Origin of the sequence: Cuneatibacter caecimuris (genome assembly GCF_004216775.1) — a bacterium.
GTDB classification, from domain to species: domain Bacteria; phylum Bacillota; class Clostridia; order Lachnospirales; family Lachnospiraceae; genus Cuneatibacter; species Cuneatibacter caecimuris.
The window spans coordinates 790,683-814,488 of the sequence record NZ_SGXF01000001.1; the positions used below are offsets into that span (position 1 = coordinate 790,683).

Annotated in this window: 24 protein-coding genes; 1 reads left to right on the top strand and 23 read right to left on the bottom strand. The window is 52.4% G+C overall.

Features of this window, described 5'->3' with window-relative positions:
• Positions 1–18 precede the first annotated feature (18 nt).
• The 13 genes from EV209_RS03750 to mtaB form a co-directional block, all read right to left on the bottom strand.
• Entirely contained in the window at positions 19–765 is a 747-nt protein-coding gene (locus EV209_RS03750; RefSeq protein ID WP_130433180.1) for a hypothetical protein, read from the bottom strand.
• A 77-nt stretch (positions 766–842) separates the two neighbouring features.
• Positions 843–1,589: a DNA repair protein RecO gene (recO, locus tag EV209_RS03755; protein ID WP_130433182.1), complete on the bottom strand. Its 747-nt coding sequence runs from the start codon at positions 1,587–1,589 to the stop codon at positions 843–845.
• Between the two features lie 23 nt (positions 1,590–1,612).
• On the bottom strand, positions 1,613–2,518 hold the full coding sequence (gene era / locus EV209_RS03760) for a GTPase Era (protein ID WP_130433184.1): 906 nt from the start codon (positions 2,516–2,518) through the stop codon (positions 1,613–1,615).
• Between the two features lie 12 nt (positions 2,519–2,530).
• Positions 2,531–5,452, bottom strand: coding sequence for an insulinase family protein (locus EV209_RS03765; RefSeq protein WP_130433186.1), 2,922 nt, complete (start codon positions 5,450–5,452; stop codon positions 2,531–2,533).
• Between the two features lie 24 nt (positions 5,453–5,476).
• A complete protein-coding gene (locus EV209_RS03770) occupies positions 5,477–6,229 on the bottom strand; it encodes a YdcF family protein (protein ID WP_130433188.1) in 753 nt (250 codons plus the stop codon).
• 9 nt (positions 6,230–6,238) lie between these two features.
• Complete coding sequence (locus EV209_RS03775) at positions 6,239–7,462, bottom strand: peptidase U32 family protein (RefSeq protein ID WP_130433190.1); 1,224 nt, start codon at positions 7,460–7,462, stop codon at positions 6,239–6,241.
• An 11-nt stretch (positions 7,463–7,473) separates the two neighbouring features.
• Positions 7,474–8,112: an O-methyltransferase gene (locus EV209_RS03780; RefSeq protein WP_130433192.1), complete on the bottom strand. Its 639-nt coding sequence runs from the start codon at positions 8,110–8,112 to the stop codon at positions 7,474–7,476.
• A gap of 10 nt (positions 8,113–8,122) precedes the next feature.
• Complete coding sequence (locus EV209_RS03785; protein ID WP_130433194.1) at positions 8,123–8,509, bottom strand: endolytic transglycosylase MltG; 387 nt, start codon at positions 8,507–8,509, stop codon at positions 8,123–8,125.
• Between the two features lie 13 nt (positions 8,510–8,522).
• Positions 8,523–10,202, bottom strand: a complete 1,680-nt coding sequence (locus EV209_RS03790; RefSeq protein WP_130433196.1) for a ribonuclease J — start codon at positions 10,200–10,202, stop codon at positions 8,523–8,525.
• Between the two features lie 102 nt (positions 10,203–10,304).
• Complete coding sequence (locus EV209_RS03795) at positions 10,305–10,559, bottom strand: DUF1292 domain-containing protein (protein ID WP_243647484.1); 255 nt, start codon at positions 10,557–10,559, stop codon at positions 10,305–10,307.
• A complete protein-coding gene (gene ruvX / locus EV209_RS03800) occupies positions 10,537–10,980 on the bottom strand; it encodes a Holliday junction resolvase RuvX (RefSeq protein WP_130433198.1) in 444 nt (147 codons plus the stop codon). Before ruvX ends, EV209_RS03795 begins: the two co-directional genes overlap by 23 nt.
• 17 nt (positions 10,981–10,997) lie before the next feature.
• On the bottom strand, positions 10,998–11,261 hold the full coding sequence (locus EV209_RS03805) for an IreB family regulatory phosphoprotein (RefSeq protein WP_130433200.1): 264 nt from the start codon (positions 11,259–11,261) through the stop codon (positions 10,998–11,000).
• A gap of 82 nt (positions 11,262–11,343) precedes the next feature.
• Complete coding sequence (gene mtaB, locus EV209_RS03810) at positions 11,344–12,669, bottom strand: tRNA (N(6)-L-threonylcarbamoyladenosine(37)-C(2))-methylthiotransferase MtaB (protein WP_130433202.1); 1,326 nt, start codon at positions 12,667–12,669, stop codon at positions 11,344–11,346.
• Between the two features lie 205 nt (positions 12,670–12,874).
• On the opposite strand from mtaB, the gene EV209_RS03815 reads away from it, so the two are divergent.
• On the top strand, positions 12,875–13,105 hold the full coding sequence (locus tag EV209_RS03815) for an HPr family phosphocarrier protein (RefSeq protein ID WP_130433204.1): 231 nt from the start codon (positions 12,875–12,877) through the stop codon (positions 13,103–13,105).
• Between the two features lie 73 nt (positions 13,106–13,178).
• On the opposite strand, the gene EV209_RS03820 is transcribed toward EV209_RS03815, so the two are convergent.
• From EV209_RS03820 to clpX, 10 genes are read right to left on the bottom strand one after another with little or no spacing between them, the layout of a single operon-like run.
• Complete coding sequence (locus tag EV209_RS03820; RefSeq protein WP_130433206.1) at positions 13,179–13,649, bottom strand: LURP-one-related/scramblase family protein; 471 nt, start codon at positions 13,647–13,649, stop codon at positions 13,179–13,181.
• Positions 13,646–14,830, bottom strand: a complete 1,185-nt coding sequence (thiI, locus tag EV209_RS03825; protein ID WP_130433208.1) for a tRNA uracil 4-sulfurtransferase ThiI — start codon at positions 14,828–14,830, stop codon at positions 13,646–13,648. The genes EV209_RS03820 and thiI overlap by 4 nt, the downstream gene beginning before the upstream one ends.
• 12 nt (positions 14,831–14,842) lie before the next feature.
• A complete protein-coding gene (locus EV209_RS03830; protein ID WP_130433210.1) occupies positions 14,843–16,000 on the bottom strand; it encodes a cysteine desulfurase family protein in 1,158 nt (385 codons plus the stop codon).
• Positions 15,997–16,740: a 16S rRNA (uracil(1498)-N(3))-methyltransferase gene (locus tag EV209_RS03835; protein ID WP_130433211.1), complete on the bottom strand. Its 744-nt coding sequence runs from the start codon at positions 16,738–16,740 to the stop codon at positions 15,997–15,999. Before EV209_RS03835 ends, EV209_RS03830 begins: the two co-directional genes overlap by 4 nt.
• Before the next feature lie 22 nt (positions 16,741–16,762).
• Complete coding sequence (locus EV209_RS03840) at positions 16,763–17,215, bottom strand: GNAT family N-acetyltransferase (protein ID WP_130433213.1); 453 nt, start codon at positions 17,213–17,215, stop codon at positions 16,763–16,765.
• Positions 17,216–18,172: a 50S ribosomal protein L11 methyltransferase gene (gene prmA, locus EV209_RS03845; protein ID WP_130433215.1), complete on the bottom strand. Its 957-nt coding sequence runs from the start codon at positions 18,170–18,172 to the stop codon at positions 17,216–17,218.
• A gap of 3 nt (positions 18,173–18,175) precedes the next feature.
• Positions 18,176–19,888 carry a putative ABC transporter permease subunit gene (locus EV209_RS03850; protein ID WP_130433217.1) on the bottom strand — a complete coding sequence of 571 codons (1,713 nt, stop codon included), beginning with the start codon at positions 19,886–19,888 and terminating at the stop codon, positions 18,176–18,178.
• Entirely contained in the window at positions 19,881–20,609 is a 729-nt protein-coding gene (locus EV209_RS03855) for an ABC transporter ATP-binding protein (protein ID WP_130433219.1), read from the bottom strand. Before EV209_RS03855 ends, EV209_RS03850 begins: the two co-directional genes overlap by 8 nt.
• Before the next feature lie 22 nt (positions 20,610–20,631).
• Entirely contained in the window at positions 20,632–22,302 is a 1,671-nt protein-coding gene (locus EV209_RS03860; RefSeq protein ID WP_130433221.1) for a S8 family peptidase, read from the bottom strand.
• Between the two features lie 21 nt (positions 22,303–22,323).
• Positions 22,324–23,760, bottom strand: coding sequence for an ATP-dependent Clp protease ATP-binding subunit ClpX (gene clpX, locus EV209_RS03865; protein ID WP_130433223.1), 1,437 nt, complete (start codon positions 23,758–23,760; stop codon positions 22,324–22,326).
• Between the last annotated feature and the right edge of the window lie 46 nt (positions 23,761–23,806).

Here is a 23,806-nt window from a genome sequence, read left to right on the forward strand (position 1 = left end):
ATACTCTCCTCGATCCTGTTATTTAAATATTATATAAGAAATGCTGCCGCCCGTCGTCTCAACATGGGTGGGATCTGTTACCTTCACTCCGCTGCTGGCAAAGACAACCTCCCCATGCAGCTGCATGGAGGCGCCGAAATCCACTGCCACTACATGATACTGGGCATTTTTCCCGATCTCTTCCGCAGAGACGTCCTGACCGTCCGCTGTTTTCATATTTTCGAAGGTCACCCCGCTCTTCTGGGCGTCCGCAACGCTTCTGATCCAGAAGACTTCTCCTCCGTCCTTCAGCGCTTCAGGATCTTCACAGTTAAAGGCCAGATAATCCGCGCAGCTCTTGTAATCCAGCAGCAGCGTAGCCATATCATTCTTGACGGACAGGCTGTTGAGCTTCACCGCGTCCTTTCCTCCCACCGCATAGGTATCTCCGCCCACAGTGATCTTGGAAGTCTCTTTATTATACTCTTCCAGATGCTTCTGTACAAATTCCTTCAGGCCGGATTCGCTGTATTCTCCGGTATCGAACTTCTCCACATTCGCTCCTGTCACAGTGCCGTCCACTCTCACAAATATACCGGCCTTTGCAGGGGCAAAATTATTCTCTCTCTTATCAATGTCTCCTGCCTCACGGGAGCTGTAAACAACATTACCGTTTTCGTCTGTATAGGATTCCACAACCAATTCATTTTTCTTTCCGCATCCGGCTGCCGGCAGCAGACATACTGCCATCAGTACAGCCAGCAGGCGCACTGCTGATTTTCTCATCTTTGCCTCCTAATTTGGTCCGGCCCTGCAGCCGGAAAATACTCTGACTGCTATTTTACATGCATTTCCATATTTTTTCAAGTAGTAATTGCATCCAGCACAGTCAGGGAGGGGAATTCCTGACGGACATACCGCTTCAGGCACGCCTGCACCGCCCTCTCCACCTGTTGGAAAACGTCCTCTTTCAGCGTAAAAGTATAGAGTTTTTCCAGCGGGGCTCCGATTATATACTGCATCGCGTAGAGGCCCGCCGGTGATAGGTCGTGACCAATTATCTTTCCGTTCAGGCATCCCCGGCAGAACACTGCGTCCCGCTCCGGTATGTACTGTCCCTCTGTCAGATCTTTACCGCAGCCCGGACATTGAAACGTTTCCGGATATTCCCCCTGCACAACCAGCGTGCGCAGTTCATAGATCCGGCGCACCAGGGGGTTCGGAAGAGCCGGTTTCTGCAGCGCTTTCAGGGACAGGTAAAGCAGGTTCAGCATCTGGGCGCCGTCCACATTCTCCCTGGAAAAATACCCGGCAAGCTCCAGAAAATAGCAGCCATAAGCCATCCCTTCCAGATCAGAACCGAATTCCGCAAAGTAATGATCAATCTGAGCGGACTGCATGGTATAGGCAGAGCGCCCTTCGTATACAGTGAACTGTCCGAAAGCAAACGGCCGGGACGCCGCCAGCAGCGCGCTGCCCTGGCGCCTGGCGCCCCTGGCAAAAGCGGTGATTTTTCCCCTTTCTCTTGTCAGAAGCACCAGGCGGCGGTCATACTCGCCGGCCGCCACTGCCGACAGCACCATCCCCGTCAGCACAACCGCATCGCTCATATGCCGCCTCCTTTCCGCCGGTCCTACTTTTCTTTCGGATTATATCCGTAATTCTTCAGATACAGATCGTTATCACGCCACTCCTTGCGCACCTTTACCCACAGCTTCAGATTCACCTGCATTTCCAGCATTTCTTCCGCATCGTGCCGGGCGGCGGAGCCGATCTTCTTGAGCATCTGCCCGCCTTTTCCGATCACAATTCCTTTGTGGGATTCTCTTTCACAGACAATGGTGGCCTCAATATCCATGATCCCCCCGCCCTTGCGCTCATTCATCCTGTCTATGACCACTGCAATTCCGTGGGGAATCTCATCGTCCAGGCACCGCAGCGCCTTTTCACGGATCATTTCCGCCACGATCTGCCGCATGGGCTGGTCTGTAACTGTGTCTTCATCATAATACTGGGGCCCCTGGGGCAGATAACGGTACAGTATATCCAGCAGAGTGTCCGTATTGAGCCCTTTCAGCGCGGAAACAGGGACAATTTCAGCAAATTGCAGCAGCCCGCGGTAGGCGTCCACAAACCGCAGCACCTGCTCCTTCTGGACGGTATCCACTTTATTAATCACCAGAATCACCGGGGCTTTTACCATGGACAGCTGCCTGGCAATTTCCTTCTCTCCCGCGCCGATAAAGGTGCTGGGTTCCACCAGCCACAGGATCACATCCACTTCGGACAGCGTCCTGTTTGCTACTTTTACCATATATTCTCCCAGCTTGTTTTTAGCCTGGTGAATGCCCGGGGTATCCAGGAATATAATCTGCCCCCGCTCGTCCGTGTAAACTGTCTGTATCCTGTTTCTGGTGGTCTGGGGCTTTTTGGAGGTGATGGCAATTTTCTGCCCGATCAAACGGTTCATCAAAGTGGATTTCCCTACATTAGGGCGGCCGATCAGCCCTACAAAGCCAGATTTATATTCCTGTTTCATTCATTCTCCTCATTAGTGGAACAGCGTGCTGACGCTGCCGAACATTTCTTTTTCTGATTCAATTTTCTCGTCATTCCCAATGACACAAAGGCAGTCTGAAGCAAGCACAGCCGCCACAGGGCCGGACAAAGCCCTGATATCTTCCTGCGTACAGCCCAGCACCTGGTCGCGCTCATTCTGTATCATCTCTTCCGTCACGCCTGTTAAATAAGCGCCCATGGAACGCCGCCCTTTATCATTGGGCGTCAAAGGCGTATCCAGATCGCTGACCGCGCCAATGATATATCTCGTCATATCCCGTCCGCTGATTTCTACCTGGCGCAGATACTCCGGCAGACCTTCGTAAACCTCGTTTGTTTCTCTCAGATTCGGATCCCGGTAGGACACCAGATAGCTTTCGCCGCTGCGCCCCATGCCGCTCATGCAGCCATAAGCGCCGCCCTTCACTCTCAGCTTCTGCCACAGGTATTCATAATTCAGGATCACCTTCAGCACCCGCATGGCCCCTGTATAATCATAGCCGGCGCTCCGGAAGCTTCCGGCCCTGGCCACATACTGGACCTGGGACGCTGTCTTGAACCCTTCATTCTTTCTCTCCAGGGCAATCTCTCTTTTCTTTCCCGGCTGGAAGCCTTCCGGCAAGGAATCTGCCAGATCGGGCAGTTCCTGCTCCAGAACAGACAGCCCTTCCGCCTCTGCGGTATAGCTGACAATTACATTTTCTCTGCGGAATATCTGGCCGGCCACCTCCTTCAGCTTCTCTGTCAGTTCTTCCTTCCGCTCTTCAAAATGAGCCAGCAGATCTTCCAGGAAATGATAGTAGCCAATGCCGGAAGTGGTGTCCATCACCCATGCGCTCTCTGAGAGATAAGAGCCTGCCCGGACCACTGCGGCGGTATGCCCGGCGTTATTCAGCGCCATTTGAGACCGGGAAGCCAGCTGGCCCACGATCTCCCGTATCCGCTTCGTGTCATCCAGGCGGGAAGTGAACAGAATTTCACGCAGCAGGGACAGTCCATTCCCCATATTCTCATACAGCGCCCTGTAACCCGTTTCCAGACGGAGATCATAGGAATTCATATCCTTTGCCTGAGTATAGATGCCCAGAGACGCGCCAAACCCTCCGGTGGCAATATTGATTTCATCAGTCAGCTCCTGATAGCTGAAATGTTCCGTATCCAGCTGCCCCAGAACCGTTTTCAGCAGTGAAAGATAGGGCAGGTCCTCCGTCGCTACAGAAGACGCGTCAAACAGGAAAGAAATGTATCCGATTCCTCCTGTAAAAAGCCTGTGGAATACGACAGGCATTCCCCCGATATTCTTTTCTTCATTATGAAATCCCGCAGCCTTTTTCCCGATATCTGAAACCTGCAGCATTGGCACAGTTTTCAATTCCTCTTCTGTGGACGGTTCTTCCTGGTAAGCGCGCAGTTCTTCCGTATCCTTCACCAGCTGATCTAATTCCTGGCTGCTCAGAGATTTCTGATAATCTTCTAGGCGTTTTTCCGCCTCTGCTTCCAGCTGTGCCGTGTATCCCTTTTTCGGAAGCAGCGTAACAACCCCTCCATGAGGATTATCCAGCAGGTATTCCCGGATCAGCCCTTCAAAATATCCCGTATCCACCTGTTCCCTCAGGAACCGGAAGGTATCTTCATATTTCAGGTGCATCAGCGGAGCGCTGTCATCGTAAAGCCAGCTGTCGAAACACTGTATCCCATACATCAGCCCTTTGGGGTAAGAGCCGAAATCCGCCTCCCTGCACTTAAATTCACAGTGATTGATTCCTGCCAGCAGGGATTTCTTTCTGATTCCCTGCTCCGCCAGCTGCTCCAGGGTTCCGCGGATGATCTGAAGAAACTCTTCCAGCCTGTCCGCGTCCGCTCCTTTCGCCACCACGCTGAAACTGGTCTGCCGCATGCTGCTGTCATAACCGCCGTAAATATCCCGGCCGATTTCCGCGTCAGTCAGCGCCTTCTTCAAAGGGGCGCCGGGGGCTCCCAAAAGGGCGTATTCCAGCACCTGGAAAGCCATATATCTTTTGGGGTCCAGAACAGAACCGGTCACCTTGTTCCAGGAAAGATAAGCGCTGTTTTCCTCCGTCTCTTCTTCGGAAATCCCATACCAGGCCGTCTTATACACATCCTGTTCAAACGGTTTCTGCTCCGGAATCTCTGAATCCACTTTCACTGCGTCATAGTGGGAAAGGTATTCTCTGTCCATCCATTCCAGCTTTTCTTCCATATCCATATTCCCATACAGATAGATAAAACTGTTGGAGGGATGGTAATAAGTCTGGTGGAATTTCAGGAAGTCCTCGTAGCTAAGGTCCACAATATCCGCCGGATCTCCGCCGGATTCAAAAGCATAAGGAGTATCGGGGAACAGCACCTGGCTGGTCAGCCGGTCCAGAACACTTTCCGGGGAAGAAAACGCGCCTTTCATTTCATTATAAACCACTCCGTTATAGCTCAGCTTTGAGGCAGTATCCTCCAGCTCGTAGTGCCATCCCTCCTGCCGGAAGGTCTTATCACTTTTATAGATATTGGGGTGGAGCACAGCGTCCATATAGACCGCCGTCAAGTTCTGAAAATCCTGGTCGTTGCAGCTGGCGATGGGATAAATCGTCTTGTCCGGATAGGTGATCGCGTTCAGAAAAGTGTTCAGGGAGCCCTTGGCCAGTTCTATAAAAGGGTCCTTCACAGGGAATTGTTCTGATCCGCAGAGCACGGAGTGTTCCAGGATATGGGGCAGTCCCGTGCTGTCCGCGGGCGGAGTGCGGAATCCGATCGTAAATACTTTGTTTTCATCCTCATTGGAAACCAGAAACAGGCGCGCGCCGCTTTTTTTGTGGCGCAGCAGCCAGGCAGTCCCTCCCAGCTCCGGCACTTTCTCTTCCAGTTCGCAGGTATACGCTGTCATTTTATTAATATCCATTAAAACCCTCCATTTTTATTTCATTCAGATATTTCCCATAAATTTCTCAATTAACAGGGCAAAGCATTCCCGTACCGTCTGGTTTGGTAGCAGGAACCAGTTGGACTTTGCGGGAATCCCATAGACCTCTGTCTTTCCCTGCTTTCTCGCCAGGGCCTGAGCTCTGCAGAGATGAAAATCATTTGTTACAATTCCTACCGTATCAGTCTTTTTTACCAGATTCAGAGAATAGATAACATTCTCTTCTGTGTCAGTGGATTGTGTTTCCATCACCATACGGTGGGTCTGCACCCCTGCATTTTTCAGATATAGGTACATGACCTGGGCCTCGGTCCAGTCCTCTCCGCTCCCTTTTCCGCCGGAAAGAATCACCCGGGTTTTTTTATTCTCCTGCAGATATTCCAGCGCCGCGTCCAGACGGAGCTTCAACGTATCCGAAGGCTCCCTCCCCACTGTCTTGCTCCCCAGCACAATCAGATAATCCAGATCCTCCGGCGCTTCTTCTTCCGTATCCATAAAAATTGTAATGCCTGCGGCGGCTAATATGAGAAATCCCACGGACACACAGGTGAAAACTGCGCTCTTCAGCATCAGGGGCATTTCCAGCCTGTCAGGATGCTTCCTGCGGTAAGCGCAGTAGGCGCCGGCCGCGCAGAGCAGCAGTCCAGTCAGCAGCCAGAACAGGGCAAAACCCACGGTCTGGGTATAAATTACAATCCCTGCAAAATATCCCAGGCATATCACCGCCAGAACACCGTATACCACAGTAATCACCATTGCCCCCTCCTATTCCTCTCTGCGCAGGATATCAAATCTTTCCGCTTCAGCCCCCAAATCCACCCAGACCATCTGTCTGGCATGGGGGGCGCTCTCCTGTGAGTTTCCATCCAGGTCTGTAATAGAATGCACTGTCACTTCCAGATTCCGCCCGTCGGGCTTCATCAGTTCTATGCGTTCCCCCACGGAAAATTTGTTGCGCTGCATCAGCAGCAGCCTTCCGCTTTCATCTGTCTGCTCCGCAATACCCAGAAATGTATAGTTTTTCACATAAGTGCTGTTCCCGTAAATCTGCGCCTCCGTTCCCGGCTTTCCATAAAAAAATCCTGTCGTAAACTCCCGAAAAGTGCATTTGCCGATTTCCTGTTTATACCACTCCAGGTTCTCCTGGTATTTTTCCCGGGATTCCGCCAGATCGTCCAGCGCCTTCCTGTAGGTTCGGGCCACCGTCGCTGCATAAAGCGCCGTCTTCATGCGGCCTTCCACCTTCAGGCTGTCCACCCCTGCGTCCAGCAGGTCGGGAAGATGTTCGATCATACACAGGTCTTTAGAATTGAAAATAAACGTGCCCCTGTCATTTTCAATCACAGGCATATATTCTCCGGGCCTGGTTTCTTCCATCAGGGCATATTTCCATCGGCAGGGGTGGGTGCAAGCCCCCTGGTTGGCATCCCTCCCTGTCAGATAGTTGCTCAGCAGACAGCGTCCGGAATAGGAAATGCACATGGCCCCATGGACAAATGTTTCAATCTCCAAATCTTCAGGGATATGGTCCCTGATTTCACGGATTTCCTGCAGGGACAGCTCTCTGGCCGACACCACCCGCTTTGCGCCCAGTCCATGCCAAAACAGATAAGTGCCGTAATTCGTGTTGTTGGCCTGGGTGCTGATGTGTATTTCCATTTCAGGCAATACTTCTCTCGCAATGGCAAAAATGCCCGGGTCTGAAATTATCAGGGCGTCCGGGCCTACCTCTTTTAACTCTTCAAAATACTGTTTCGCCCCGGCCAGATCACTGTTGTGCGCCAGAATATTAGCAGTCACATAGACCTTCACGCCCCGGGCATGGGCAAAGTCAATACCTTCTCTCATCTCTTCCCGGGAAAAATTCTTCGCCTTTGCACGCAGGCCAAAGGCTTCCCCTCCGATATAAACTGCATCCGCTCCGTAAATCACCGCGATCTTCAGCACTTCCAGGCTTCCCGCCGGAATCAGCAATTCTGGGTGTCTCAACTTTACTCTCCTCATTCCTTCACACTGACTGCCACACCGTCTCCTATAGGCACGATGGAGGTGGCCAGCCCTTTTGTATGCTTCAGCAGATACAGGTACTCCCGCATCCTGCTGTGAATGGTACGGTCCCTGCGGGCCACTGCGAACCTGGATTCCAGCACATCCCCGTCCTGAAGGATATTATCTGAAACCATCAGGCCACCCGGAGCCAGAAGGCGCAGCGCATCCGGCAGAAAATTCAGATATTGCCCTTTTGCCGCATCCATAAAAATCATGTCAAAAGGCCCTTCCAGCCCTTTCAGTATCTCTGCCGCGTCTCCTTCCAGCAGAGTGATCCGCTCCTGGCGGCCTGCCCGGCGGAAATTCTCCCGGGCTTTCGGAATCCGTTTTTCGTATTTTTCAATGGTGGTGATCCGGCCGTCTTCCTCCAGCGCCTCGCACATCAGCAGCGCGGAATATCCCACTGCGGTGCCCACCTCCAGCACCTGCTTCGGACGTTTCAGCAGCAGCAGGGTTTTCAGAAAGCTGCCGGTCTCAGGCCGGATCACCGGCACATCTTCCGCCAGAGCCTCCCGGCGTATTTCTTCCAGCAAAGGCGTGCCGGGTTCTTCCAGGGACCTGATAAAAGTCCCGATTCTTTCCCACTCCATTTTTATCCTTTCAGCCGCTTCCCGGCGCAGCGCTCAGCTGCCGGATCAGCTCGCGGTTGTTCATTGAAGTATTCAGTACAAATTCGCCGGAAAAGATCTTTTTAGAAAAGAACTTTTCCTGAATCTGAAACAGAAAGGGATCTGTAATCAGCCCCTTTTCCTCCAGGATCTCCGCCACTTCGGCGGCAGAAGCGCCTTCCGGGATCGTCACAGTGATATCCCGGCCCGGCGCAGCTTCCACAGCTTCCCCATAAAACAGATCATAACCCAGCTTGTACCCTCTGGTGACGCCCTCATAGAACAGGACGATCGCCACGGCAAACAGGAATATCTTCAGAGAAGCTTTCATAATCATAATTGATTTTTCTGTGGATGATCTCTTTCTTTTTTTCGCCATTATCCCTCTGCCATTATAAATCTACTTCCATGATAATCGGAAGAATCATGGGACTGCGCTTCATGCGTTTCCACAGGAAATCGCCCAGGCTGTCCCGGATCACATTTTTGATCTTTCCCCAGTCCGTCACCCCTTTGTTCAGGCAGTCGTAGGTGGCAGTCTCCACCACGGCATGGGCCTCTTCCATCAGGTTCTCAGACTCTCTCACATACACAAAGCCTCTGGACACAATATCCGGGCCTGCCAGCAGCTGGTTGCTGTATTTCTCCAGCGTTAGCACCACAATGATAATGCCGTCCTGTGCCAGGTTCTGCCGGTCGCGAAGTACAATATTTCCCACGTCCCCCACGCCCAGGCCGTCCACCAGAACCGCCCCATGGGTCACCTGATCCACTACAGCCGCGCCTTCCATGCCCATTTCCAGGACGTCCCCGGAATTCAGCATGAAAATATTGTCCTTGGGAATGCCCAGGCTTTCCGCAATACCCGCCTGCGCCTTCCTGTGGCGGAACTCTCCGTGCAGCGGCACAGAGTATTTGGGGCGCACCAGGGAGTACATCAGCTTGATCTCTTCCTGGCAGGCATGTCCCGATACATGGGTATCCTGGAAGATCACATTCGCTCCCTGCATGGACAGCTCGTTGATAATCCGGGCCACTGCCTTCTCGTTTCCGGGAATCGGCGTGGAACTGAGGATCACCGTATCCCCTGGTTTAATTGAAACTTTTCGGTGAATGGAAGAAGCCATCCGGGAAAGGGCGGCCATGGATTCCCCCTGGCTCCCTGTGGTGATCAATACTGTCTTTTCGTCCGGATAATTTTTCAGCTGTTCGATATCAATCAGTGTTCCCTCAGGGATATTAATATATCCCAGTTCCATGGCCGTCCCGATGATGTTCACCATGCTGCGGCCTTCTACCACAACTTTGCGTCCGTATTTGCAGGCAGAGTTGATGATCTGCTGCACCCGGTCCACGTTGGATGCAAAGGTGGCCACAATAATGCGGCTGTTGGAATGCTCCGCAAAAATATTGTCAAAGGTGTGCCCTACCGTGCGCTCTGAACTGGTAAAGCCGGCCCGGATTGCGTTGGTACTGTCGCAGAGCAGCGCCAGCACGCCTTTCTTTCCAAGCTCGCCAAAGCGCTGAAGATCCGCGCTGTCCCCGAAAATCGGCGTATAGTCGATCTTAAAGTCGCCGGTATGGACGATCACCCCGGCAGGGGTAAAGATAGCCAGAGAAGCTGCGTCCACAATGCTGTGGTTGGTGCGGATGAATTCCACACGGAAGCAGCCCAGATTCACGGACTGGCCGTATTTAATAACCTTCCGCTTCACCTGTTTCATCATATTGTGTTCCTTCAGTTTGTTTTCAATAATGCCCAGGGTCAGCTTCGTGGCATACACAGGCACATTCACTTCCTTCAGTACATAAGGCAGCGCGCCGATGTGGTCCTCATGACCATGGGTAATGAAGAAGCCCTTTACTTTATCGATATTCTGTTTCAGATAGGTGATATCCGGCAGCACCAGGTCGATGCCCAGCATATCGTCGGTGGGAAAGGACAGGCCGCAGTCCACCACAATAATACTGTCTTCATATTCAAAGGCAGTCATGTTCATTCCGATCTGCTCCAGACCCCCCAACGGTATAATTTTCACCCGGGCGTCTGTGCTTGCTGTTGTTTTCTTCAATTTCTTACCTCCATATATTCTATTTTAATATTTTTCGTTTCTTTTTATACGCAAATAACACCGTCCTCAGACGATGATACGTTCCAATCCATGTTCATCTGGTCATTCAAAAGTGATGTCCTCAAGCAATTCCGTGAAAATTTTAGACACGCTCTCCAATTCTGTCCCGTCTTCCACCATCTCATATACCGCTTCTGCCTCTGACGCGTCAGAAACGTCCTTCAGAATAAAGGCCTCCGCTTCTTCCTCCTCGCTGTCCGTCACCAGCAGATAATTGCATCCGTTTACCCTGGTCTCCTCCAGCACAAAGAATTCTACAGCGCCTTCTTCTGTATCAAATTTTATTTTCTCCTGCATTCCGTCCATGCGCATCCAGATATCCCTGCAAAATCATCGCCGCAGCAATCTGGTCCACAAACTCCTTTCTGTGTTCTCTCCTCACTCCGCTCTCCATCAGGACGCGCTCCGCCGCCACAGTAGTGAGCCGCTCATCCCAGAGCACCACGCTGCACCCGCTGCGCCGTATCAGCATTTCCTGAAACTCTTTCGTTTTCTCTACACGTTCCCCTTCTGTGCCGTTCATATTCTTTGGAAGACCCAGCACAATGGTTTCTATTCCCTGTTCCTTCACAATCTCTTCAATTCGTGACAGGGTCTGCCGCAATTTATTTTCTGATTTCCGCACAATCGTTTCGTATGGCTGGGCAGTGAGACAAAGGGCGTCGCTCACTGCAACACCCACTGTCTTTGACCCAAAATCCAGGCCCATTACCTTCATAATTCCTCCGTCCCGGATTATTTTTCCAGCTTATATGCCACGTAGTTCTTCAGCAGTTCCTCCAGAATCTCGTCCCGCTCCACTTTCATGATCAGGCTTCTGGCGCTGTTATAACTTGTAATATAAGTAGGGTCTCCGGACATGATATATCCTACAATCTGGCTGATGGGGTTGTATCCTTTCTCCTTCAGAGCTGCGTATACCTGAGACAGGACTTCGCTGACATCTGCCTGTTTTTCCAGCTCAGGTCTAAAAAATTGTGTCTGTGTCAGATTCTCCATGCGGCTGCCTCCCTAAAAACCATTTGGGTATATTGTAATATACTTTTTCTCATAAGGCAAGTACTTTTCCTTTGACAAGCTTTCAATTTTCATCCTCCATCAAAAGTATCTCTTCTGTCAGGAAACCGGAAGGCACTCCTTCCACCACCTGATTTGCGCCCATTGCAGGCCCTTCCGGCACAGCGGCCCGCACGTATTCTCTGGTATGGCCCACCCAGTATGCAGCTCCGTCCAGAACCTCTCTGGTCTCCAGAAGCACGGATACTCTCCTGCCCACGAAGGACTCTCTGAAGCGCCTGGACTGCTCCCGTTCCAGGGAAATCAGTTCATTGCTCCGGACCGTTTTCACCTGTTCCGGCACCTGTTCCGGCATTTTAGCCGCTCTGGTCCCTTTTCTCGGAGAATATTTAAAAATGTGCATTTCATAAAATCCGATTTTGTCCAGAAATGCCTTCGTACAGCTGAACTCCTCTTCTGTCTCTCCCGGAAAACCCACGATCACATCTGTAGTGATGGCTGACTCCGGAAAAGCTTCCCGGATCATACAGCATTTTTCTAAGTATTCCCCGGAAGTGTAGCGCCGATTCATTCTTTCCAGCGTCCTGTCGCACCCGCTCTGCAGGGAAAGGTGGAAATGGCGGCAGATCTTGGGAAGCCCCTGTATTGCTTCAATCCATTCCGGCGTAATAATCCTGGGTTCCAGTGAACCCAGGCGGATCCGCTCTGCTCCCGGCAGCTCATGGACCAGCCGGATCAGAGTCAGCAGGGAAATTCCTTCCCCGGTAAAATCCGTCCCATAGGAGCTCAGGTGAATCCCTGTCAGCACAAATTCTTTTACGCCCTGTCCGGACAGCCTTCGGATCTCCTCCGTCACATGCTCCGGCCGCCGGCTGCGCACCCGTCCCCTGGTATAAGGGATGATGCAGTAGCTGCAAAACTGATTGCAGCCGTCCTGAACCTTGATGAAGGCGCGGGTATGGTCTGTCACCGTCTCCAGTTCCATCTCTTCATAGGGATGGAGGCGGGCGATATCTGTCACTGTTTCTTCCTGAGACGTATTTTTATCTGCAAAACAGCGGTCCAGAATATCCGCCAGACTCCCTTTCTTCTCATTGCCTACCGCCAGGTCCACCCCGGCCTCTTTCAAGGCCTCCGGGGAAACAGCCTGTACATAGCAGCCTGCCGCTACGATCAGAGCCTCAGGATTCATTTTCCTGGCCCGATGCAGCATCTGGCGGGATTTCCTGTCCGCCATATTCGTCACGGAGCAGGTATTGATCACATAGACGTCCGCCCCTGCCTCAAAGGGGACAATCTCGTACCCCCTCTGCCGCAGCTGCTGCTCCATTGCGTCAGATTCATATGTATTCACTTTGCATCCCAGAGTGTGAAATGCAACTTTTTTCATAATAAGATTTCCTTTCCGGTAAATTTTTATGTAAAATACTGGCTAATTCAGAGTATCCGGCAAAATCCATCCTCATTTTTTCTTGCCCGCTTATTTTTTCAGAAAAAGTTTGGGGAATTTGCATATTGACTTTTTTCCCTGAAATCGGTAGTATAATGGTAAGCCTGGAGAAATCAGGCAAATAACAATAAAGGAGGTTTTTCCAATGAAAACAGTAAAAATTTCTTTGAACTCCATCGACAAGGTAAAATCCTTCGTGAATGATCTGACGAAGTTTGACAGTGACTTCGACCTGGTATCCGGCAGATACGTGATCGATGCAAAATCCATCATGGGTATCTTCAGCCTGGATCTGTCCAAGCCCATCGAGCTGAACATTCACGCAGAGGACAATGTAGATGAGGTCATGGCTGTGCTGGCTCCCTACATCATCTGATTTGACTTAGAAGAGGTAGCAATAACGGGGTTATGCATGGGGGAGGATACGGAAGTATCCTCCATTTTTTATTTCAATTCCTGGAACATTTTTCCGCGTCAATAGCCAGCGCCAGCATCAGGGCGCAGAGAGCGTCCTGCGGGTCAGACACTTCAATGGAATAAGTATCTGTCATGTGGAACAGCTCTTTTGTGACCGCGGCCACGGTCAGCCCTGTCCCGTTCTTCACCAGATAATCCCACTCCATGAAGTCCCCTTCCACTGACCATCCCCGAAAATCAATTTGGTAGCGGGGTTTGAGAAAACTCAACTCTTTTTCCACGCTTCCCGCATAGTTATCATTCAGATAGATTTCAAACTTCGGCATCCAGGTAAACACTTTTTCCTTCAGGGTGGCCACATGGTTTCCCCAGGCATCCAGCACATGAAGGCAATGCCCAAAACTCATTTTTCCCTCCACCGTATAGACGGTGTTGCCGGCCTCATCAAAAATATCATAACTGTCCAGCCATGAAAAAAAACGCTGTTTAAATAAGAGCTTCATTTACACCATACCGTTTCCGCTGTTTCAACAGCAATCCTCACCATCTCTTCAATCTTTTCTTCCAGATTCCGCTCTGAAGCCTGGATCACTTTGATATTAGGCTTGGTTACAGGATGCTTGGCCACAAAAATAGTGCAGCAATCCTCATAGGGCAGCACCGAGGTTTCATAAGTCCCGATTTTCAGCGCCACATCTACAATCTCCTGCTTGTCAAAGCCGATTACCGGACGGAAAACAGGCATGGTGCACACTGCGTTGGTGGCGGCAAGGGACTGCACGGTCTGGGAAGCCACCTGTCCGATGCTCTCTCCGGTGATCAGGCCCAGGCAGTCTGTCTGTTTTGCGATTTCTTCCGCAATCCGCATCATATAGCGGCGCATGATGATGGTCAGTTCCTCGTGGGGGCATTTCTCGTAAATATAGAGCTGGATATCCGTAAAATTCACGATATGCAGGTTTACCGGGCCGGAATAGCGGGACACCAGCTTCGCCAGATCCACTACCTTCTGCTTTGCCCGCTCGCTGGTATACGGCGGCGCATGAAAATATACCGCGTCAATTTTCACCCCGCGCTTCGCGATCATATATCCCGCCACAGGGCTGTCGATCCCCCCGGAAAGCAGCAGCATGGCCTTGCCGTTGGTGCCCACAGGCATCCCTCCCGGACCCGGGATCGCTCTGGAATAAATATTGATCACGTTTTCCCGGATTTCCACATGGAGCATCATATCCGGCTTATGCACATCCACTCTGATCTCCGGAAAAGCTTTCAGAATTTCTTCCCCCAGATCCGCGTTCAATTCCATGGAGTTTTTCGGATAATGTTTATTGCTGCGGCGGGCGTCCACCTTAAAAGTGATCTTTTTATCCGGAACCATCTGTTCCACATAGGAAACCACCTGGCGGGCCAGATCCTCATATCCCTGGTCCTGGATCTGCACCACCGGGCAGATGGCCGCGATGCCGAACACTCTCTGCAGCGCTTCCATCAGCTCCTCATAATCGTAATCCCCCTCAGCTTCCACATAGATCCGGCCGCTGGCCTTGCTGACAGTAAATTCCCCTTCCGTCTGGCGCAGCGCCCTTCTGATCTGCTTCACCAGAGCGTCTTCAAACAGAAAACGGTTCTTTCCTTTAATTCCGATTTCCGCGTATTTTATTAAAAAAGCAGTAAATGTCACAACAGTCTCCTTTCATTTCCGGCGAAACAGCCGCAGCCTAGGCAGCAGCTCTTTCAGCGCCAGAAGTGTCTCTTCTATCTCTTCTTCTGTGGTATATTCGCAGAAGCTGAACCGCAGCGTGGAATCCAGCAGCTCCCTGGGCAGGCCGATGGCCTTCAGCGTAGCGCTCACCGCCGGCTTGTTGGAGGAGCAGGCGGAACCTGCCGACACAAAGATCCCCTTTTCTTCCAGCGCATGGAGCAGCACTTCAGCACGCACCCCCTCCACGCTGACGCTGACAATATGAGGCGCGCCTCCTTCTCCCTCCGGGCCGTTGATCCGGCAGCCTTCTATCTGCTTTACGCCTTCCGTAAATTTCTGTTTCAGCGCCCGCATCCGGGCTGTCTTTTCATCCAAATCCCTGTAGGCAATCTCTGCCGCCAGAGCCATTCCAGATACGCCCGGCACGTTTTCCGTCCCGGACCGCATCCCGTTCTGATGTCCGCCTCCGTAGAGGATGGGACGGATCTTCACCCGGCTGTCCACATATAAAAAACCCACGCCTTTTGGCCCGTGGATTTTATGCCCGCTGACAGAGAGCATGTCGATCCCCAGTTTTTTCGGATAAATCCTGTATTTTCCGAATGCCTGAATGGCATCCGCATGGAAAAGGATTTCCGGCCTGGCCTCATGGACTGCTTTCGCCAATTCCGCTACCGGTTCCACTGTCCCGATCTCGTTATTCACATACATCACAGATACCAGTATGGTGTCCTCCCGGATCGCCTGACGAAGCCCCTCCGGGGATACGAATCCGTATTGGTCCACCGGAAGCACGGTCAGTTCAAAGCCTTGTTCCTCCAGAAAACGCATGGCTGCGCCCACCGCCGCATGTTCCACAGCGCTTGTAATCAAATGCTTTCCCGCCCGCTGGTTGGCCATTGCCGCGCCGATCAGCGCCAGATTGTCTGATTCCGTTCCCCCTGAGGTGAATATCAGCTCTTTTTCCTGAACCTTTAACAGCCGCGCCAGCGTATCCCGGGCCTGACGGATGCAGCGTTCCGCATCCAGCCCTTTCTGGTGCAGGGAAGAGGTGTTTCCGTAGTCTTCTTCCATGGCATGCCGTACCGCTTCCAGCACTTCCGGATAGACTCTGGTAGTGGCTGAATTATCCAGATATATTTCTCTCATTCCATTTCCTCCAGCTTCAGCATCAGCGCGGACAGCACCGCAAATCCGGCAGTCTCTGTCCTCAGGATTCTTCGGCCCAGGGAGATCTCCAAAGCCCCCGCTTCCTTCGCCGCTCTGATTTCTTCTTCGTCAAAGCCCCCTTCAGGGCCGATCAGCACGCCGATACGCATGCCCGGCTTCACCAGCTCAAAAGCCCGGCGCGTGGCCGCCATCCCTTCCGCCGCCTCATAGGGCGCCAGAAACAGGTCCATTTCTCCGGCAGCTTCCAGCATTTCCGCAAAAGAAAGCACCCGGGAAACTTCCGGGATTTGGCTGCGTTTGGATTGTTTAGCCGCGCTTTCTGCGATTGACTGCCATCTCTTCTGCCTGACCTGGGCTTTTTTCTCATCCAGTTTCACCACAGAACGTTTCATGGACACCGGGACTACAGCAGCAGCGCCCAGCTCCACAGCCTTTTGAATGATCAGTTCCAGCTTGTCTCCTTTGGGAAGTCCCTGAAACAACGTGATCTTTGCAGGCAGCTCATGGCCCTGCTCTTCCACAAAAGAAATCCTGGCGGTCACTGTATCTGCGGCGATCTCTTCCAGCACGCAGTAATAATCATTCTGCTTCTCATCGCTGACCAGAATTTCCTCACCAGGCTTCATCCGCAGCACATTCCTGATGTGGTTCACATCACTTCCGCAGATGCGGATTTGGTCTGTGCCGATCTGATCCTGACTTACGAAAAAATGGTACATGTTTTTTCTCCTTTTGTCAATGTCAGTCCTGCATTCTGCGCACCATCACATGCTCGCCGTGGGTATCCAGCTCGCCGTTGAAGCGAAAGCCAAAAGACTCATAAAGGCGGATGGCTCCGGAATTCTCCGGATATACGCTCAGATAAATCTCACTGCAGCCATACTCCTGTTCCAAACGAAGAATCAGCGCCTTTACAAAAAACCTGCCGTATCCCCGGCCCTGGAACCTCTTATCAATCAGAAGCCTGTCCAGCCATACCCTGCCCTCCGGCTTATCTTCCCAGCGGCAGTACATGGAAAACCCCACCAGCAGGTCTCCGTCATACAATCCAACAGGACGCCAGCAGGAATCTCCCTCCGCCTCTCCCAGGCACTCTTCCACTGTTTCAATATAATTTTCCTGCCCCTCGGCAACCTGAAGCCGCAGCATCGTACTGCGGCTCTTTTCCGAAACAGGCACAATTTTCAAATCCATTCAGCGTTTCCTCGCCACCACGGACACCCATTCCCCCTGGCGCGCCACTTCCAGCACCTCCAGGTCGGGGTTGGCCGCGAAAGCCTCCTTTACTGCCTCTTCCTTCATATCAATGATGCCTGATGTGATAAAAATCCCGCCCTTTTTCAGATGGGGCGCGATCACCGCCTGCAAGGGGATGATCACGTCAGCCAGAATATTGGCTACCACAATTTCATACTTTTCATAGCCCGCCAGATCTTTCACTGCCGGATCATCAATGAGGTTTCCGCAGACCACCGGGAAGCGGCTTTCCGGGATCTGGTTGGCTTTCATATTTTCATGGACCGCCTGAATCGCGTTGTCGTCCAGGTCCGTTCCAAAAGCCTCCGCCGCCCCAAGCTTCAGGGCGCAGATGGACAGAATTCCGCTGCCGGTGCCTACGTCCAGGACGCGGTCTCCTGCATTCATATACTTGCGTATTCCCCGGATGCAGAGCTGCGTGGTCTCATGCATCCCTGTCCCGAATGCCGTGCCGGGATCGATCTGCACCAGCAGCTTGTCTTTGTCCGTTTCCGGGATCTCTTCCCAGGTGGGCTTGATCAGAATATCATCCACGGTAAAAGGCTTAAAATACTGCTTCCAGTTATTGATCCAGTCCTTGTCCTCTGTTTCGCTTTCCGAAATATTGCAGGAACCGGCGTCCGCAAACAGCCTGACTTCCTCCAGCTTTTCTTTCACCAGCCTCAGCGTCTCTCCGATGTCATAAGTATCGTCCAGATAAAAGCTGACCCTCGCGGAGCCGTCGTCCGGCCCCAGGTCAGGCAGAATATCAATAAACATGCCTTTTGTTTCTTTTTCCGTCAAAGGCACATGATCCTCAATTTCAATTCCCTGGATGCCGATCTCATTCAGCTCTTCACTGATGAAATCCACGGCCTCTGTCGTCGTATCTATCGTATATTTTTTCCACTTCATCCTTTACTCCTCCAGCTCGGCCAGTTTTCTCGCCCCGAACATGGGCACCAGCTTATAGAGCGCCGCATCGGCAGCCGCCAGCAGCACGCACATCACTCCTGCCACCGCATACAGCGGAAGCACGGCATACAGCAGAAACGCCGCAGCCCCCAGCACCAGACAGGCTCCTAAAACCAGGACCATACCCAGCATCACATTCATATTCTGCTTCACGGCTATCTGTTCGTTATCCCAGGTCAGCTTGGGGTTGGAAAGATCCACCAGCATCTGTAAATAGTTCGCCATCACCACGGTCAGGGCTGAAATCACCAGCGCGAATACGACCACCAGCGGGTTCAGTCCCAGCAGGACGATGCCCATCACCCCGGCGATCAGCACATAAAGCAAGGTGCCCAGCCAGCCGATCACAATGCCCAGGTGGACTTTTGCCCGTACCTGAACTTCATAGGGCACGGGAATATATTTCATGAAATAATACCCTTTTCCTTCCCTGGAAACAGCGGTAGACGCTGCTGCGCTGCAGGAACAGATGAAAACGGTAATACCGAATACCACGATCAGGATAATACCCTGTACTGCGGGCTCCGCCAGCATCTGGCTCAGCCCCTCTATCAACTCATCTGCTGAAGGCATGCCCTCCGCCGATCCTTTCGCCCCGCTCAGCCCCAGCACCAGAGGAATTGCAAAAAATACCGGCCAGATAAACGTCATCAGCGCACAGTTCAGAAAATAGATGGGCGTACGGAACATCTGGCGCCATTCTTTCTTTAAATAAGAACGCTGCACCGTGCTGCGGCGGTTCAGCTTCATGCTCTCCTCTTTCGTCATGCGGCGGGCACGTGAAGCGCTCTCTCCCATCCCCACCACACCGCTGAAATAGATCTTCTGCGCCAGCCACAGGAATGCCGCCACAACAGCGGCGATTGTCAGAAGGAACAGCGCCATCTGCAAGATACTTTCATCCGCCAGCCCACGAACCAGGAAACGGAAATTCGGGAAAAATCCACTGATGATCCCCGCCAGAGAATTGCCCTTTTCCAGCAGCAGAGCCTGCATGGCAGAGGAATCCTCCATGCCGCCCATATACCCGGAAAGCCCGCTGATGCTGAATCCGATCACCAACCCGAACATGGTCCCTACGATCGTTAGAAAATCCTTATTTTTCAGCCTGCGGAAAATCCGCATCAGCAGCATGGCAAATACAGAGGCATAGACCAGCGGCACCACCGGAAGGCACAGGATACCCAGCACAGTGAACAGCCAGTACAAAACGCCTCCTCCGGAGGCCACGCCATATCCTACGAAAAGCGGGCCGATAAATACGATTGTCATCAGGTATTCATAAGCCAGCACCACCAGAAATTTCGCGCACACCACCCACCAGGGCTTCACCGGCAGAGGAATCAGTTTTTCAATATCCGCGCTGAGATAAAACACGCTGATCACCATGGGGATTCCGAAAATCAGCGTGACCAGCGCGCCCACATAAGCGCCCAGCTCCAGCACCAGGCCCGGCTGTCCTGCCGGCGCCAGCAGTTCATATCCTCCCGCTCCCGCCATATAGAGCATGAATATATAAGGCAGCATGCAGACTCCCACCAGCACCACCAGAATAATCCGCACCGTCTGACTGCTGGTCTTTTTATTGTTCTTTCCAAAACTGCTTCCCAGGCCGCATTTGAAAAGGACTTTTGTCAGCGTCCAAACCTTACTCATCTTTTGTCAGCTCCAGGAACATATTTTCCAGGGATTCTTCACCCGGGAATTTCGCGCGCAGCTCTTCAAGGGTACCCAGGAATACGATTCTGCCCCGCTGCACAATAGCGACATAGTCGCAGAGTTTTTCGGCCACTTCCAGCACATGGGTGGAAAACAGGACTGATTTGCCCTGGGCCGCATGCTCTTTCATCATCTCTTTTAAGGCAAAGGCTGATTTGGGGTCCAGCCCGGTCAGCGGTTCATCCAGAATCCATACCGGCGGCTGGTGCATCAGGGCGCCCATCACCATGATCTTCTGGCGCATTCCGTGGGAATAGCTCTGGATCCGGGAACCCAGCGCATCCTCCATCTCGAATTTCCGGGCGTATTCGTTTATCCGCTCCTGCCTTCCCTGAGTCGGCACATCGTACATATCAGCCATAAAATTCAGATACTCAATGCCTTTGAGCCGCAGAAAGCTGTCCGGGCTGTCCGACACAAAACCGATCTGGCGCTTGGCCTCCAGCCCCTCCTTCTGGATGTCATGCCCGTTTACTGTAATCCGGCCCTCGTCAGGCCGGATGATGCCGGTAATCATCTTCAGGGTGGTGGTTTTACCGGCTCCGTTTGGCCCGATAAAACCGGTAATCTTCCCGTCCTCCACGTTCCAGGTCATGGAATCCACAGCCTTTTTGCCGCTCTTTCCATAAGTCTTGGATACCTGCTCCAAACAAATCATCGCTTTTTCTCCTTTTGTTCCTTTATAGGTTTAAAAATGTCTGATACAGGTTCAGCGATCCATACCCCCATTCCGGGTTTGGATACTGCAGGGTTGATTTCCGGTTCGCCCCCCTGATCAGATATGTAGCTACAGTAGTGGTATTCATCCAGTCCTGGTTTCCCTCTATGAGCCCCCAGGACAGCAGCAGCGCGGAAGCTCCCGCCACATGCGCCGCGGCAACGCTGGTCCCGCTGCGCACCTCCGGCCGTCCCCCCGGGCCGATTCCGCCCACATCTGCCCCGGGCGCCACCATATCCGGCTTAACAGCACCGTTTCCTGAAAACCCTCTGCTGGAATAGTTCCATATGGCCCCGGTCTGGTATTGATAAGCGCCGATGGTCATCACCTGCTGCCCGTTGCCTGGCGCAACAATCGTCATATCCGGGTTCGGGCGCAGGAATCTGGTCTCCGGGCCGATAAAGCCGGTAATAGGAAGCCACAGCTGATATTGGCCGCCGATATACAGGTCATTTGTCACCCTGATTCTCCAGACCCCCGCCGACGGCGTTTCAAACCGCATCAGGATCAGCTGTCCCCCTGCCACGCTTTCCACCAGATGATAGTCCACAAAAACAGTAGTCCCGTCCAGGACGAAGCGCCGTACCGTACTTCCGGTCCCGGTAACCTGGATACTGGAAGCCTCACCGTAAATTGGGGACAGGATATTGACAAAAAAAGTCTCAGGGGCCCTGGCCCAAAGTTCCAGAGAAAATCCCGGTTCTCCTTCCGTCACCTGAATTTCCACTTCCTCATAAGGCTGGCCGCCGGCAATATTGCCAAGAAAATGATGCCCTCTGCCGGACTCATTTCCCGCAGAGGTCACAATTGCAACTCCGCGCTGAAACGCGTTCCACTGCAGATATGCGGAAAGCGGATCAGAGCCTCTGTGGTTTCCCTGGCTGGTTCCAACCGCCACCAGCAGCACCAGCGGCATACTCAGCCTGGCAGCCTCCTGCAGCAGATATTCCACCGCCATCAGCAGGTCCGCTTCAGACGCAGCCCACACATCCTGGGGGATAAAAAAATATTCCCGCAGATGGGCAGGCGCCTGCCTCAGCTTCACCACCGCCAGCTGCGCGTCGGGGGCGGCGCCGGTATAGGTTCCGTCCTGCCGGTATCCTGCCGCGATAGACGCCAGAAACGTGCCGTGGCCGTTGTCATCTGTAGTCGGAACAATTTCCAGCGGGTTTTCTGACTGAAGAGCCCGGTTAATATCCTCCCTGTCAAACACCCGGCCCCGCCGTTTCTTTTCCCTTCCATTTTCCAGGGTCTGATCCCAAATGGAAGTGATCCTGGTGGTTCCGTCGGCATTTCTGAATATATCCAGCGTATAATCAATGCCTGTGTCCAGAATGCCAATGAGCACCCCCGCCCCCCTCTGCTGCAGCACAGGCTGATTCTGCACTGCTGTAATTCCTGACGCTTCCATGCTTCCCGCATCCAATAGTCCGTATACCTTGGGCACTACAAAATATCCAAATTCCTCCACCAGTCGCAGCGGCCTGCTTCTGGGGATCGGCAGGCACAGTATGGTGTACTGCTTCCCCAGATTATATGCCAGGCCTTCCGCCTCCAATCGCAGCCTCGTCTCCTCCGGTACCGCAAAATATTGGTATATAAATTCCCCGTACTCAGTTTCGTCCTGCGGCATTCCAGCCTCCGGCAAAATTATTTAATCCAGTATATGCCCTGCAGACGCCTGTAATTCCGGAATCTCCACGCCCCTCATTTCAATCCGCGGGCCTCCGGTCTTTTCGATATATTCTCTGGTAATGGTTACTCTGCCGATGTTCTCATCCTTGGGAATTTCATACATGATATCCAGCATAAATTCCTCGATAATGGCCCTCAGGGCTCTGGCGCCGGTGTCTTTTTTCCGCGCTCTCTCCGCGATCGCTTCCAGAGCTCCGTCCGTAAATTCCAGTTCCACCTCGTCCAGGGAAAGCAGCTTCTGATACTGCTTGAGCAGCGCGTTTTTCGGCTCCTTCAGAACTTTGATCAGCATGTCCCTGGAGAGAGCGTCCAGTGTGAAAATGATAGGCAGCCGGCCGATAAATTCTGGAATCATGCCAAATGCCCGCAGGTCTTCCACCGTAACCTGACGCAGCAAATTGGGATCTTTATCATACTTGTCCTTCAGATCCGCACGGAACCCCATGGAAGACTGCTTGTTCAGCCGTTCCTTGATCACTTCTTCCAGATCCGGGAACGCTCCGCCGCAGATGAACAGAATGTTCTTGGTGTTAATGGTCTGGAGAGGCACCATGGCATTCTTGCTGGTCGCCCCCACCGGCACCTCCACCAGATTTCCCTCCAGAAGTTTCAGAAGGCCCTGCTGTACAGATTCCCCGCTGACATCCCGGCTGGTGGTGTTGCGCTTTTTAGCCAGCTTATCAATCTCATCAATGAAGATGATCCCACGCTCCGCTTTTTCTATATCATTATCCGCAGCAGCCAGCAGCTTGCTGACAACACTCTCGATATCATCCCCGATATAACCGGCTTCTGTCAAAGACGTAGCGTCGGCAATAGCCAGCGGCACATCCAGCAGACGGGCCAGGGTGCGGACCAGATAAGTCTTGCCGCTGCCTGTGGGGCCGATCATCAGCATATTGGATTTTTCGATCTCAATATCCCCGGAAGCATCCGCCGCCACTCTCTTGTAGTGGTTATAGACTGCCACGGAGATCACCTTTTTCGCGTATTCCTGTCCCACCACATATTCATCCAGCTGGGCCTTAATCCGGTGAGGCGCGGGAATCGCGTGAATATCAAAAGACGGCTTTGGTTCTTTTTCCTTTTTCTTCTTCACCTGCTGGGTTTTTGGCATCTGTGCGGCAAAGTTGTCAAAATCCACGGGCACTCCAAACTGAATGGGCATGCCGTTGGGGAACATCTGAGGAATTCCGTTTTTTTCTACAGAATCAAAAGCCTTCTGCATACAGTGACTGCATACAGTGATATTGCCGGGCATGGTGATCATCGGGCCGGCCTTGCTCTCCGGCCTGCGGCAGATATAGCAGACTTTTTCATATTCCTCAGGCCCGTTATCCGGAGCCTGGCCGCTGCTTTCCGTATTTTTCTCTAATTCATCTTTATCTTGTGGCATAGTTACTCCTTTGTGAAATCAAACTGCTTCTGAAGCGCCGCGTCTT

What these genes read in the sequence shown, in the direction of transcription:
- EV209_RS03750 (WP_130433180.1), bottom strand. Translation starts at nt 765, where the DNA reads ATGAGAAAATCAGCAGTGCGCCTGCTGGCTGTACTGATGGCAGTATGT.
- recO (WP_130433182.1), bottom strand. Translation starts at nt 1,589, where the DNA reads ATGAGCGATGCGGTTGTGCTGACGGGGATGGTGCTGTCGGCAGTGGCG.
- era (WP_130433184.1), bottom strand. Translation starts at nt 2,518, where the DNA reads ATGAAACAGGAATATAAATCTGGCTTTGTAGGGCTGATCGGCCGCCCT.
- EV209_RS03765 (WP_130433186.1), bottom strand. Translation starts at nt 5,452, where the DNA reads ATGGATATTAATAAAATGACAGCGTATACCTGCGAACTGGAAGAGAAA.
- EV209_RS03770 (WP_130433188.1), bottom strand. Translation starts at nt 6,229, where the DNA reads ATGGTGATTACTGTGGTATACGGTGTTCTGGCGGTGATATGCCTGGGA.
- EV209_RS03780 (WP_130433192.1), bottom strand. Translation starts at nt 8,112, where the DNA reads ATGGAGTGGGAAAGAATCGGGACTTTTATCAGGTCCCTGGAAGAACCC.
- EV209_RS03785 (WP_130433194.1), bottom strand. Translation starts at nt 8,509, where the DNA reads ATGGCGAAAAAAAGAAAGAGATCATCCACAGAAAAATCAATTATGATT.
- EV209_RS03795 (WP_243647484.1), bottom strand. Translation starts at nt 10,559, where the DNA reads ATGCAGGAGAAAATAAAATTTGATACAGAAGAAGGCGCTGTAGAATTC.
- ruvX (WP_130433198.1), bottom strand. Translation starts at nt 10,980, where the DNA reads ATGAAGGTAATGGGCCTGGATTTTGGGTCAAAGACAGTGGGTGTTGCA.
- EV209_RS03805 (WP_130433200.1), bottom strand. Translation starts at nt 11,261, where the DNA reads ATGGAGAATCTGACACAGACACAATTTTTTAGACCTGAGCTGGAAAAA.
- mtaB (WP_130433202.1), bottom strand. Translation starts at nt 12,669, where the DNA reads ATGAAAAAAGTTGCATTTCACACTCTGGGATGCAAAGTGAATACATAT.
- EV209_RS03815 (WP_130433204.1), top strand. Translation starts at nt 12,875, where the DNA reads ATGAAAACAGTAAAAATTTCTTTGAACTCCATCGACAAGGTAAAATCC.
- EV209_RS03820 (WP_130433206.1), bottom strand. Translation starts at nt 13,649, where the DNA reads ATGAAGCTCTTATTTAAACAGCGTTTTTTTTCATGGCTGGACAGTTAT.
- EV209_RS03830 (WP_130433210.1), bottom strand. Translation starts at nt 16,000, where the DNA reads ATGAGAGAAATATATCTGGATAATTCAGCCACTACCAGAGTCTATCCG.
- EV209_RS03835 (WP_130433211.1), bottom strand. Translation starts at nt 16,740, where the DNA reads ATGTACCATTTTTTCGTAAGTCAGGATCAGATCGGCACAGACCAAATC.
- EV209_RS03840 (WP_130433213.1), bottom strand. Translation starts at nt 17,215, where the DNA reads ATGGATTTGAAAATTGTGCCTGTTTCGGAAAAGAGCCGCAGTACGATG.
- prmA (WP_130433215.1), bottom strand. Translation starts at nt 18,172, where the DNA reads ATGAAGTGGAAAAAATATACGATAGATACGACGACAGAGGCCGTGGAT.
- EV209_RS03850 (WP_130433217.1), bottom strand. Translation starts at nt 19,888, where the DNA reads ATGAGTAAGGTTTGGACGCTGACAAAAGTCCTTTTCAAATGCGGCCTG.
- EV209_RS03855 (WP_130433219.1), bottom strand. Translation starts at nt 20,609, where the DNA reads ATGATTTGTTTGGAGCAGGTATCCAAGACTTATGGAAAGAGCGGCAAA.
- EV209_RS03860 (WP_130433221.1), bottom strand. Translation starts at nt 22,302, where the DNA reads ATGCCGCAGGACGAAACTGAGTACGGGGAATTTATATACCAATATTTT.
- clpX (WP_130433223.1), bottom strand. Translation starts at nt 23,760, where the DNA reads ATGCCACAAGATAAAGATGAATTAGAGAAAAATACGGAAAGCAGCGGC.